General features: G+C 61.5%; 12 protein-coding genes. 5 read left to right on the top strand and 7 right to left on the bottom strand.

Translation table 11 applies throughout. From position 1 onward, the window contains the following. The first annotated feature begins 25 nt into the window (after positions 1–25). Genes ccoG through ccoS form a run of 4 tightly spaced genes read left to right on the top strand, consistent with a single transcriptional unit; the run spans position 26 to position 4462 of the window. Positions 26–1597, top strand: coding sequence for a cytochrome c oxidase accessory protein CcoG (ccoG, locus tag PU133_RS16530; RefSeq protein ID WP_404862565.1), 1572 nt, complete (start codon positions 26–28; stop codon positions 1595–1597). Next, positions 1594–2085 carry a FixH family protein gene (locus tag PU133_RS16525; RefSeq protein WP_404862564.1) on the top strand — a complete coding sequence of 164 codons (492 nt, stop codon included), beginning with the start codon at positions 1594–1596 and terminating at the stop codon, positions 2083–2085. The genes ccoG and PU133_RS16525 overlap by 4 nt, the downstream gene beginning before the upstream one ends. Beyond that, on the top strand, positions 2082–4310 hold the full coding sequence (locus tag PU133_RS16520) for a cation-translocating P-type ATPase (protein WP_404862563.1): 2229 nt from the start codon (positions 2082–2084) through the stop codon (positions 4308–4310). The genes PU133_RS16525 and PU133_RS16520 overlap by 4 nt, the downstream gene beginning before the upstream one ends. Beyond that, positions 4307–4462 carry a cbb3-type cytochrome oxidase assembly protein CcoS gene (gene ccoS / locus PU133_RS16515; protein WP_126011282.1) on the top strand — a complete coding sequence of 52 codons (156 nt, stop codon included), beginning with the start codon at positions 4307–4309 and terminating at the stop codon, positions 4460–4462. The genes PU133_RS16520 and ccoS overlap by 4 nt, the downstream gene beginning before the upstream one ends. A 673-nt stretch (positions 4463–5135) precedes the next feature. Here the strand turns inward: ccoS and PU133_RS16510 are convergent. Both PU133_RS16510 and PU133_RS16505 read right to left on the bottom strand, forming a co-directional pair. Continuing rightward, positions 5136–5693: an SDR family NAD(P)-dependent oxidoreductase gene (locus PU133_RS16510; RefSeq protein ID WP_404864571.1), complete on the bottom strand. Its 558-nt coding sequence runs from the start codon at positions 5691–5693 to the stop codon at positions 5136–5138. Then, positions 5665–5814 (bottom strand): hypothetical protein, encoded by a 150-nt coding sequence (locus PU133_RS16505; RefSeq protein WP_404862562.1) that lies wholly within the window; start codon positions 5812–5814, stop codon positions 5665–5667. Before PU133_RS16505 ends, PU133_RS16510 begins: the two co-directional genes overlap by 29 nt. Before the next feature lie 219 nt (positions 5815–6033). Here PU133_RS16505 and PU133_RS16500 point away from each other — a divergent pair, with 219 nt between their 5' ends. Next, positions 6034–6306 carry a hypothetical protein gene (locus PU133_RS16500; protein ID WP_404862561.1) on the top strand — a complete coding sequence of 91 codons (273 nt, stop codon included), beginning with the start codon at positions 6034–6036 and terminating at the stop codon, positions 6304–6306. Between the two features lie 138 nt (positions 6307–6444). Here the strand turns inward: PU133_RS16500 and PU133_RS16495 are convergent, their stop codons facing one another. From PU133_RS16495 to PU133_RS16475, 5 genes are read right to left on the bottom strand one after another with little or no spacing between them, the layout of a single operon-like run. Further along, a complete protein-coding gene (locus PU133_RS16495; RefSeq protein ID WP_404862560.1) occupies positions 6445–7800 on the bottom strand; it encodes a four-carbon acid sugar kinase family protein in 1356 nt (451 codons plus the stop codon). Then, entirely contained in the window at positions 7797–9056 is a 1260-nt protein-coding gene (locus tag PU133_RS16490) for a ribulose-bisphosphate carboxylase large subunit family protein (protein WP_404864570.1), read from the bottom strand. The genes PU133_RS16495 and PU133_RS16490 overlap by 4 nt, the downstream gene beginning before the upstream one ends. Beyond that, positions 9053–10015: an NAD-dependent epimerase/dehydratase family protein gene (locus PU133_RS16485; protein ID WP_404862559.1), complete on the bottom strand. Its 963-nt coding sequence runs from the start codon at positions 10013–10015 to the stop codon at positions 9053–9055. Before PU133_RS16485 ends, PU133_RS16490 begins: the two co-directional genes overlap by 4 nt. A gap of 33 nt (positions 10016–10048) precedes the next feature. After that, positions 10049–11341 carry a TRAP transporter large permease gene (locus PU133_RS16480; RefSeq protein ID WP_404862558.1) on the bottom strand — a complete coding sequence of 431 codons (1293 nt, stop codon included), beginning with the start codon at positions 11339–11341 and terminating at the stop codon, positions 10049–10051. Next, the gene (locus PU133_RS16475) at positions 11338–11853 is read right to left on the bottom strand and encodes a TRAP transporter small permease (RefSeq protein ID WP_404862557.1); all 516 of its coding nucleotides are present in this window, start codon (positions 11851–11853) and stop codon (positions 11338–11340) included. The genes PU133_RS16480 and PU133_RS16475 overlap by 4 nt, the downstream gene beginning before the upstream one ends. Between the last annotated feature and the right edge of the window lie 24 nt (positions 11854–11877).

Raw genomic sequence — 11877 nt, 5'->3', positions numbered from 1 at the left:
TCGCAACAAGGGGCCTCGTCATCCCATGACAGCATTCGACACGTCGATCGAGCGGAACGCCATCGAGCAGCACACGGCCGAGCCGGTGAACGCCCCGCGCATCCGTCAGCCGCTTTACGCGCCGCGGCGCAAGATTTTTCCAAGACGCGCAGAAGGAACGTTCCGCCGCTTCAAGTGGCTCGTCATGCTGATCACCCTCATGATCTACTACGTGACGCCCTGGCTGCGCTGGGACCGCGGCCCGCACGCGCCCGACCAGGCCGTGCTGGTCGACATGGCCAATCGACGGTTCTACTTCTTCTTCGTTGAGATCTGGCCGCAGGAATTTTGGCTCGTCGCAGGCTTGCTGGTCATGGCGGGCTTCGGTCTGTTCCTCGTCACGTCTGTCGTCGGGCGCGCTTGGTGCGGCTACGCGTGCCCGCAGACGGTCTGGGTCGATCTGTTCCTCGTTGTCGAGCGGGCCATCGAAGGCGACCGCAATGCCCGCATCAAGCTCGACGCCGCCCCTTATGATGCGCGCAAGCTTGCCTTGCGGGTATCCAAGCACGCCATCTGGCTCCTGATCGCAGTCGCGACCGGCGGCGCCTGGATCCTCTACTTCGCCGATGCGCCGAGCTTGTTCGTCGGCCTCTTCACCGCCCAGGCAGCGCCGATCGCTTACATTACCGTCGCCGTGCTGACGGCCACGACCTACGTCTTCGGCGGGCTAATGCGCGAGCAGGTCTGCACCTATATGTGCCCCTGGCCGCGCATTCAGGCCGCGATGCTCGACGAAAACTCGCTGACCGTCACCTACAATGACTGGCGCGGCGAACCGCGCTCGCGCCACGCCAAGAAGGCGCTGGCCGCCGGGGACGCAGTCGGCGACTGCGTCGACTGCAATGCCTGCGTCGCCGTCTGTCCGATGGGCATCGACATCCGCGACGGGCAGCAGCTCGAATGCATCACTTGCGCGCTTTGCATCGATGCCTGCGATGGCGTCATGGACAAGCTCAACCGCGACCGCGGCCTGATCTCCTACGCGACGCTTGCCGACTACAACCAGAACATGGCGCTGGCGACGGCAAACGGAACCAGCGCGATCTATCCGGAGCGCGTCCGCGGCAGGGATGGGCGACTGCTTCCAGGGATCACCAATGTCCGCTTCACCCGCATCGTGCGGCCGAGGACGATGGTCTACTTCGCGGCCTGGTCGCTGGTCGGTCTTGCCCTTCTATACGGCTTGATGACGCGCGACCGTCTTCAAGTGAACGTGCTGCACGATCGCAACCCGCAATATGTCGTGCTGTCCGACGGCTCGATCCGCAACGGCTATACCGTCAAGCTCCTGAACAAGATCCCTGAGCCGCGCGCCGTCGTGATCTCGCTGGAAGGCTTGCCGGATGCAGCGATGAGCGCGGTCGGGATCAACGAGCCGGCATCGCGAAAGCTGGCGGTCACGTTGGAGCCGGACCGCCTGCGCACGCTGAAAATCTATGTGGCGCAGCCAGCCGCAGCGATCAACGGCTCCGTCCAGACCTTGCGCTTCGTCGTCGAAGACCCGTCGAGCTTCGAGACAGATTCCTACACCGCCAGCTTCGAGGCACCACAGCCATGACGACCAGGCAAGACACCGGCGCCTTTACCGGGCGCCATATGCTCCTCATCATGATCGCCTTCTTTGGCGTCATCATTGGCGTGAATGTCACCATGGCGACATTGGCGGGGACGAGCTGGACGGGTTTCGTCGTACGCAATTCCTATATTGCGAGCCAGGAGTTCAACGGCAAGGTCGAGGCGGCGCGCGAGCAGATCGCGCTCGGATGGACGGCGTCGCTGACGCTTGACGATGGCACCATGTCGCTGCGCCTCGCAGATGCCGGAGCGGCGCCGATTCCGCTATCGGCCGCCGAACTCGTCTTCCGCAACCCGGCCTCCGAGGCGGACGACACCACGATCTCGCTCGTTCCTGGCGCCCGCGGAATGGTCGGCGCGGCAAGGCTGCGCGATGGCCTCTGGGTCGTCGAGATCGACGCCGTCACCATTGACGGCCGGGCCTGGCGGGAGACGCGACGCATCATCCTGAGCGACGGGAGGCTGCAATGAGCTGCTGCGCGCCGGGGGCGGAAACGCTGCCGTCACAATCGCTCCCATCCGACGAAGAGCTTCTCCTCGTCAGTCGCCCGCTTGGCAACGGCCTGCGCCAGGTCGACCTATCGGTTCCCGGCGTCCATTGCGCCGCCTGTATCCGAACGATCGAGAAGGCACTTGCATCGCTGCCCGGCGTGGAGGATGCCCGCGTCAACCTCTCGACCAAACGCGTCTCGGTCCGCTTCTATGAGGGAACCGTGCCACCGGTAACCTCGACGCTGGCGGCAGTCGGCTATCCGGCGCATCTGGCCGAAGACACGGCAGACGATGGCGACCCGGAACTGTCGCGCCTGTTGCGCGCCGTCGGCATCTCAGGCTTCGCTGCCGGCAACATCATGCTCTTGTCGGTATCCGTATGGTCGGGGGCTGAAGGCGCGACCCGAGACCTGTTCCACTTTGTCTCCGCGCTCATCGCTTTGCCGGCGCTGATCTATGCGGGCGGCATCTACTTCCGCTCCGCGTGGAATGCACTGTCGCATGGGCGCATGAACATGGATGTGCCGATCGCTGTCGGCGTGAGCCTCGCCTATGCGATGAGCCTCTACGAGACGATCACGAACGGCCCGCACGCCTATTTCGACGCCTCCGTGTCCCTACTCTTCTTCCTTCTGATCGGCCGCACGCTCGACCACGTCATGCGCAACCGCGCGCGCACCGCGGTTCGCAACCTCGCCCGCATCGCGCCGCGCGGCGCGCTGGTGATTGAACCGGACGGTGAGCGTCGCTACCGCCCCGTCAGCGAGATCGAACCGGGCATGCGGCTCTTGATCGCTGCCGGCGATCGCATTCCGGTTGATGGTCTGATCGAAACCGCCGCTTCCGATGTCGATATGGCGCTGGTCACGGGCGAAAGCCGGCCCATCCGCGTAGACAGCGGTGCGAGCGTTCGCGCTGGCGCACTCAACGTCACCGGACCCCTGACGCTGGTGGCTGAGCGCAGGGCATCGGACTCTTTCCTCGCCGACATGCTGCGCATGCTGGAAACGGCCGAAGGCGGCCGCGCCGGCTATCGCCGCATTGCCGAGCGCGTGTCGGCGCTCTACGCGCCCGTCGTGCATTTGGGCGCGCTGCTCACCTTCCTCGGCTGGATGGCGTTTGGCGGCGACTGGCATCGTGCGATGACGATCGCGATTGCCGTTCTCATCATCACCTGCCCCTGCGCGCTCGGACTGGCGGTTCCAATCGTCCAGGTCGTCGCGGCGCGCCGGCTCTTCGAGGCGGGCATCATGGTCAAGGATGGCTCGGCGATGGAGCGGCTCGCCGAGGCCGATCATGTCATTTTCGATAAGACAGGCACGCTGACGCTTGGCGAAATGCGGCTGACGAATGCCGATGCAATCAAGCCGGCAATGCTCGCCCGGGCCGGTGCGCTCGCGCGTCAGTCGCGTCATCCGGCCTCGCGCGCCATCGCCGGGGCGGCAGGTGACGACCGGGGCGGCACTCTGACCGATATTCGAGAGGTGCCGGGAGACGGCATCGAAGGCCACGACGCCGACGGGGTCTGGCGCCTTGGCCGCGCCGACTGGGCCAGGCACGACGGTAATGGATCAGGAACCGTTCTGACGGTTGATGGCACGGAGAAAGCGCGTTTCAGCTTCGAGGATCGCCTGCGCCCAGGTGCGGCGCAAGCCGTTGCAGCTCTCGCTTCCGTCGGCCCCGTCGAAATGCTGTCGGGCGACACGGGAGACGCCTGTCGCAAGGTGGCGGAAGTCGCCGGCATCTTGGATTGGCACGCGGGCATGCTGCCCTCCGACAAGCTCCAGCGGATCGCGGCGCTGGAACGAGAGGGCCGCAAGGTCCTGATGGTCGGTGACGGCATCAACGACGCTCCCGCGCTCGCCGCTGCCCATGTCTCGATCGCACCCTCAGAGGCGGCCGATATTGGCCGCGCCGCAGCCGATTTCGTGTTCATGAAGGTCAGCCTTGACGCGGTACCCTTTGCCCGCTCGATTGCGCTTCAGGCAAACAGGCTGGTGCGGCAGAACATTGGCTTCGCAATCGCCTACAATGCCGTCGCCGTGCCCATCGCCGTCCTCGGCCACGCCACGCCGCTCATTGCAGCAATCGCCATGTCAGCCTCATCGCTCGTCGTCATCGCCAACGCGCTGCGGCTCGGCTTCACCGCCAAGCGCCCAGGCGCTTCTGCTGGACAGGCAATCCAACGGGAGGCGCTCGCGTGACCATGCTCGTCTACCTTATCCCGGTTGCGCTGTTCCTCGGCGGCATCGGGCTCATCGCCTTCCAGTGGGCGCTCCGTAGCGGACAGTACGACGATCCCGACGGCGCCGCCGAGCGCATCCTCATCGATGATACGCCAGAAGATCCAATTTAAGCCGTGAAAAGGCCCGCTCGTGGCGTGAAGCGTAGTTGCTAGCGATTGTAGAAGCGCATGTGCCATTCGGGGCAGGGAAGAGGCTATCATGCCGATCACGAGCCGCAGTCGCTGCAGCCGGTGCCAAGGCCTAAAAGACGCCGAGAAGCGAAATTGAAACGCCTGCTATCAAGGCAACGGCCGCAACAAGGACGACGACGTCGGTGACGTGAAAGAGACCTTCCTCAGATAAACGAGATGGCTCGATTTGCCTGCGTCGGTTGAACATGGATGACTACGATTGTTGATGTTGGCTCTCGCAGTTAAAGCGTGAACGGCGGCGAGGCATTGATCCAAATCAAATTCGCGACAGAGCGCTGTGAGATCCCTCACCGTCTCTCAGCTCTCCGCGCGCTAGATGATCTTCAGAGTATCATCGGGGAGCAGTCGTTGGAGCGAAGTCGTTAACGGCCATTGCCGCCTCGCGCTGAACGGGTCGCGAAAAGGGCCAGGGCGGCGTCTGCACCAGCTGCGGCCAATAGGCCAAGCGTCGTCTTCTGGTGGATTTGGCCTGTCGTCGTCATGCTGTATCTCCGACCGTGACCATATGTGGAGCGTTCTTCTCCTTCGTCCGGCGTCTCATGCAGGGAGTCCGCATCTGGCAAATGGCCGAAGTCGACGAGATCGGAAAGCTTCATGACGATTGCTGCTTGTCGACAAATTCCGGCGCCACCTGTTCCGCCGCTGCCGTGAAAACGGCGGTCGCACCGACGGGGAAATCGCGTTTCTGATGCTGCGCGGCGTTTATTATCGCGGCTGCCACGACTTCCGGCGCATAGTGAGGACCCGGTGCTTTGCCCATGCCGCCCATCTCGGTCTTGGCGTGATCGAAGAACCGGGTATCGATGGCGCTGGGCTTGATCAGCGTAACGGATATCGGCAGCTCTTCCTGCATCAACTCATTGCGCAGACCGTCGGTAAAACCCTTGATCGCGTGCTTGGTGGCGGAATAGGCAACCGAAAGTGGAATCGGCATGTCGGAAACGACCGAGCCGAAATTGATTAGGGCAGCGGGTTCTCGTTTGCGTCGAAAATACCTCACAGCGGCGATCGAGCCATGGACCACCCCGAAATAGTTCGTCTGGAAAATCTGCTGATGGTCCTCGGTCGACGTTTTGTCGACGGTTGCGATCAACCCGACCCCGGCATCGTTGACCCATGTGTCAAAGCCGGCTCTCGATAGCTCTGTCAGCCAAGGCTTGGACCTGCTCTTCTTCGCCGACGTCCGTCTTCATGAAGTCAACATCCCCGCCCGTCGACTTGAGGTCGTTGCAGATCCTTTCCAGCGCAAGTTCATTCCGAACAGCCAACATCACCTTGGCACCAGCGGCAGCCGCTGCCTTGGCAGTGGCAAGCCCGATCCCGAACTGGCGCCGGTGATGACGATCACCTGCCTGTCGATTGGCTTCAAGTCATAATTCAAGGCGATCACTCCATCTGACGAGATGAAAGCGAACCCACCAAGTGAAACGATGTTCCGTGATCTTCGCGACCACCGCCGTCGTCGCAGCCCCGACCATCGGCGGCAATCGATGAGCCTCGTCGTTGGCGGCAAGACCCCAATCATGGATCTGGCCGAACTAGATGCGATGGGGTTCTCGCTGGTCTTGTACGCTAATGTCGCGCTTCAGGGCGCAGTCCACGGCATGCAAGCCGCACTCGGCGCATTGAAACGCGACAACCGCCTTGATGAAAGCGGCCCCGTCGCGTCGTTCGCCGAACGGCAGCGTCTCGTCCGGAAAGATGAATTCGATGCAATGGAGCAGCGTTACGCAAGTGGTGTGGGCTCGGCTGGAAAGCGTTGATCTGATGCGGCTCAGGGGCTTGTCGCGACGCCGCTGAGCCGCATTGATGGATTAGCATCGCACAAGATAGGTCTTGCGGACATTCGGAGCTGCACTGGCTTGCGCCGGCGTCCGTGTCCATCGCCATAGTCGACGTGGCTAGCCCAAAGCATCGATGAACAAAGTTTCCTGTCCGAGCTGTCCGCCTTTCAGCACGAGCTCGAGCCCATTGAAGGCTTCTTCGTGGCTGTGCGAGGCGCATATCGGTGCACCCCGGCCCAAAGGATATTTCAATTCCAGCGCGTGGATCGGCAATGCTTCGAGGACGCGTCCCGATGTATCTCCACCAGCGACCACGAGTCGGGTCAAATTAAAACGGGACACGCAGGCGTGGGCCAGCGATCCCAAAGCGCGACCGATGCTGTCCTGAGCCTCGTCGAACGTCATCGCGCTTTGCGCAGCGCGCTCTTTGAGCCTGCTGAAGTTGGGATCATCCACCGTCCGGGCGGCGTATACGATCACGCCCCGAGATTTTGCGAACCCTTCAGCAATCGCTTCTTCGACACGGGTCAGTTCGGCGACGGCAGTTTTGCGATCGCTGGTCGCGATCACATCGAGCCGGATAGAGGCGAAGCCAGCGGCCTCGGCCGCTGCAATCTGTGCGGCAGTGACTGGTGAACAACTGCCCGAGAGGACAAGCAACCGATCGACTGGTGGAGGTGAGGCGAATTCAGGCGGCTGAGCAGCGAGCAACCCTGCTTCGCGCCAATGCGCGACCAAGGCGTATTGCAACCCGGAAGATGATGCCGAGAACAAGCTCCGCTCGCTGTTTTCCCAAACGAGGCGACCGGCGATTGCCTGTGTTTGCGCGTCGGCGACGTCGATGAACGTCACTTGGTTGGCGTCACGCGCAGCCATGACCTTTGAGGCAGCCAGGCTCGATTGCATTTCACCAATGTCGATCGAACCAACGGGTGCGTCCGTCTGCTGGGAGAGATGCAAACGCAGATCAGCTTCGTGCATCGGTGTGACCGGATGGCGCGACATGGTCGGATGACGGTCGATGCGATGGGCGGTTCCGGCGGCGACGGCAAAAAGGTTGGAAAAGATCTGCCACCTTCCGAGCTGCGGTGCCCCCACGATGCAGGGCGACCAATCTGGCTCGAGAACATCTCGGCCGATGTCGATCGCCTTGCCGATCGAGCCGATGCGCGCTGAGGAATCGAAGGTCGAGCAGACTTTGTATTGCAGGATACGCGGGTGGCGTGCCGCCAACGCGGCGAGTGCAGGGCGCAGATTGGCTTCCATCCAGGCTGGATCTTTCGAGCGAGCAACGCCGGCGATGCCAATGACGGGATAATCTGCGAATTCGGCAAGCGTACCAGCGCTCGGCGTCCCGGCGAAAAGCACCGTCTTCAGGCCTGCAAGGGCAGTCACTTCCATGGCATCCGTGGAGCCGGTGAAGTCGTCGCCGTAAAATGCCAACAAAGTCCCCTTTGGAAATGTTGGGGTCATTGGAATGTCTCCAGGGCCTGAGCAAGCGAGGGCGATGATCGCGCCGCAGTTTCTAGCGAAATTCCCGAGCGGGCCGCATCCCAAGCGAAGCGCAGCGCTTCGACGCCGGCACTTACGCCGCCTGGATGAGCAACGATGCCTCCGCCCGCACAGTGGATGAGGTCTGCCGATCCGAGAAGGCGCCACGTATCATGGGCCTGATGAACCGTTTGGCCAGAGCTGAATACGGGCATCACGGTCAGAGGCCGATCTTGGTACATGGGCGTCAAACAAGCCCGTGCAGAAGCAATGACGCTGTCGTCATCCTCCCAGAATTTGTTGCGAATGCCGTTGACGTGCATGTGATCAACGCCGGCAATCCGCCAGAACTTCTGCCAGGCGAGATAGGAGAACCCATTGTCGGATGAGCGACCGAGATAGCCCCAGCCATTTCGATGTGCGTGGATGGGCAGGCTGCAGTGCTTGCGAAATGCCGAGAAGCCGGTGAGGCCTACACTGTTCAGGCTCAGCATGACGCAGTTTCCGCCGAGAGCCTGGACCAAATCGTGCCGGCGACGCATCTCATCCAACTCACCCGTCAGATTGGCAGCATACATCACCTGCCGACCCGTGCGCTGGGCATGACGGTCGATGACCTCAAGCACCGCGCGCGCCCGTTCGTCAAATGGGCATGACGGTCCGTCGGCCTGCAATTCATCGTCTTTGATGAAATCGATGCCCCCCGCACAGAGCTCTTCTACGAGTTCAGCAGTCTCTTCGACACTTAGGCCAACCGAAGGTTTGATGATGGTGCCGATCAGTGGACCCTCGGCGACGCCGGATAGGCGGCGAGTGCCAGCCACGCCAAATCCGGGTCCCGGATAGGCGTCGGCAAACGCGCGTGGAACCGAGAAGTCGAGGAGCTTGAGGCCGGCAACCTGCCTGAGTTCGAACAGGTTTCCGGCGACGGTGGCCAGCAGATTGGGCAGCGACGCGCCGACATTGGCCAGCGGCCAGGACACAGTCAGCCGGTACGCCTTGGGGCTGCCTTCTCCTGCCGAGCCGGGCAGGGGGTGGTTCCCCTCGTCAGGAGCTTCGGCAATCTCTTCGACGCGAGCTGCGGAACGCTCGCGCAGTGCAACGCTCTCATTGGGCAGAGCGATGAACGTACCACTTGATTGCTCGCCTGCGATCGCTTCTGCGACGGCCTGAACGTTGCCCATGGTGCGCAGCCAATAGCTCGCCCTTATGCACTCCCGGCTTTGAGCGGGGATCATGCTGCCCGACCGGCTGTGGCCAGCCAAGCGTGGTAATCTTTCAGACCATCTCGAATGTCTGTAAAGCGCGGCTCGAACTGAAGCTGCTGCTTGGCTTTCGAAATATCGAGCGGTGCCCCGCGCTGGAAGAAGAGGCCGTCGCCCAGTCGCATGTCGGTCGGCCGGCCAACGATCTCGGCGACGTGCGCGACGATGTCACGATGGCTGACGGCAACCCCGGATGAAATGTTGAATGCGCCGTCCGCATCTTCAGGATTGGCATCGAGAAGCGCCACGATGCCGGCGGCCGTATCCCGCACGTGCGTCCAGTCCAGAGACTGATCCCCACCGGTCGGCACTTCGATCCCATAGAGCCCTTCCAGACCGCCGAACATCGCCTGGTAAAGCGTGTGCATACGAGAAGGGAGTTTGCCGGGGCCGTAGACGAAATAGAGCCGCGCCTGGCGCACGTCGATGCCGTAGGTCTCGCCATACTGATCTGCCAGCACTTCATTGGCGACCTTCGTGGCGCCGTAGAGATCGCTCGCCATGAACGGCAGTTGCTCAGTCTGGCCGCCAGCTTGGGTTCCGTAAACGGCCCCCGAGCTGAGATTGATGAACTTTGGAACGCCGAGGATGCGACATGCATCCAGGACATTCAGCATTCCCATGGTGTTGATCTGGATGTTGCGGAAGGGGCGAAGCTGAAACGTGGGGCCGGCGATCACCGCGACACCGAAGATGACCGCATCGATGCGGCCCTCGTAGGCCCGCATGCGTTCGAACACGGTGTGCGTATCGAGAACATCCACGTTCTCGAAGGTCAGGCGCTCGGATACCGCTTCGAGATAATCAAGCCCGAGGCCATCCAGACCCCGCGCACCCAGGTCAAAGATGACCACGTCTTCGCCGCGCTGCGCGAGGTCGTGCGCAACCCACGATCCGACATGGCCGAGACCGCCAAACACCAAAATTGCCATTGTTAAAGTCTCCGGAAGTAGGTCCTCCCGCTGCTATCGCAGCAGGAGATTGGGCAGGAACATGACCAGCCCGGGAATGAAGGTAATTGCGAGGAGCATCCCGAACAGCGGGATATAGAAGGGCATGATCTCGCGCACGAGTTCGCCATACGGGATGTTCGCCACTTTCTGCACTGTGAACAACACCGTTCCGACGGGTGGCGTGACCAATCCGATCATAAGATTGAAGATCATTGCGACACCGAAATGGACCGGATCAATGCCGTAACTGACGACCAGTGGGACCAAAATCGGCGTGAGCAGGAACAGCGCGGGGACAGAGTCGATGAAGCAACCGATGACCAGCACGAATATCATCAACAGGAAGAGCAAAAGGTACTTGCTCTCGATCGCACCGGACAGGAAGTCGATGATCTGGCTAGTCACCTGATAACGCGCCAGAACCCAGGCATAAAGCGCCGAGCCGGCGATGATGACCAGAAGGGCCGCAGTGTCGACAGCCGTATCCCGGCAGATCACCCAGAATTCCCGGAGTGAGATCGTGCGGTACACCAGGAATGCGATGATCATGCAGTAACCGACGGCGATCACCGACGCCTCTGTCGGCGTGAAAATGCCCGAGAGGATGCCCACGATGATGATCACCGGCGTCATCATCGGCAGGAAGCCCGCGCCGATCGCGGCAATGATCTCTGACAGTCTGGCTCGCTTGGACACGGGATAACCCCGACGGTGCGACATGATGAAAACGAGCGCCATCAACGACAGTCCCATCAGGATCCCTGGAATGATCGATCCAAGGAAGACGGCGGCGATCGATGTGTTGGCGAGCGCGCCATAGATGACGGCCGGTATCGACGGTGGGATGATCGGACCGATTGTTGCCGAGCTGGCAGTCACCGCAGCACTGAAGCCGCGATCGTAACCGTCTTTCTCCATGGCGCGCATCTGCACCGGGCCGAGCCCGCCAGCATCGGCAACGGCAGACCCCGACATGCCCGCAAAGATCATGCTGGAGAGAACATTTACGTGCCCAAGCCCGCCGCGCAGATGACCCACGAGTGAGCGGGCTACGTTGAAGACACGGTCGGATATGCCCGAGGCATTCATCAACCGGCCTATGAGAAGAAAGGCCGGAATAGCCAAAAGCGTGAAGCTGTTGACACCGTAAAGCGTGCGCTGCGCAAGCATCTCGTAGGGGATGTTGTCGAAGCCGCGGTTGGACAAGAGCACCGCGACTGAGGCGCCGATCATGGCGAGGCCGACGGGAACACCGACGATCATCAGCACGATCAGTGTGCCAAACAATGCGAGAAGGATGATCATGACGCGTGCGCCTCCGAAGATGTGCGAAGGAAGGTTGCTACGACGTCTTTCGCAAGCAGCAGGATATAGAGAGCCAGCCCGAGAGCCTGAACGCCGTAGAGCCAGGCCATTGTCACTGGAAGCGTGCTGGCAGCGACATTTCCGGTTTGGCTGATCATGCGCATCGCACCGAAAAGAACTGCGATGGCAATGGCGATGGTCAGCAGATAGCCGATTGCCTCAATTACGCTTCTGATGCGGGTGGACAGCATATCGAGCACCAGCGTGACGCGGATGTTCATCCCATAGCGCTCTGCTACGGCCAGACCCAGAAAGATTTGGGTGATATAGAGATAGCGTGACGCTTCGTCCGTCCACGGCACCCCAATCGCGAGAGCGTAGCGTGAGACCACTTGAATGAGCATCACGGCCAGCATGCCGATGAACGCCAAGATCATGGCCGTCTCGACGACAGTCCAGAATGCACTTTTCGGAGGCGGCGCTGGATCCAACAGCGCATCCAAGTCAGACATCGGTCCCATCCTTTGATTGAGCAA

The sequence above is a fragment of the Georhizobium sp. MAB10 genome (assembly GCF_045012825.1).
GTDB lineage: Bacteria > Pseudomonadota > Alphaproteobacteria > Rhizobiales > Rhizobiaceae > Georhizobium > Georhizobium profundi.
This window is presented reverse-complemented; position numbering and strand designations above follow the sequence as displayed.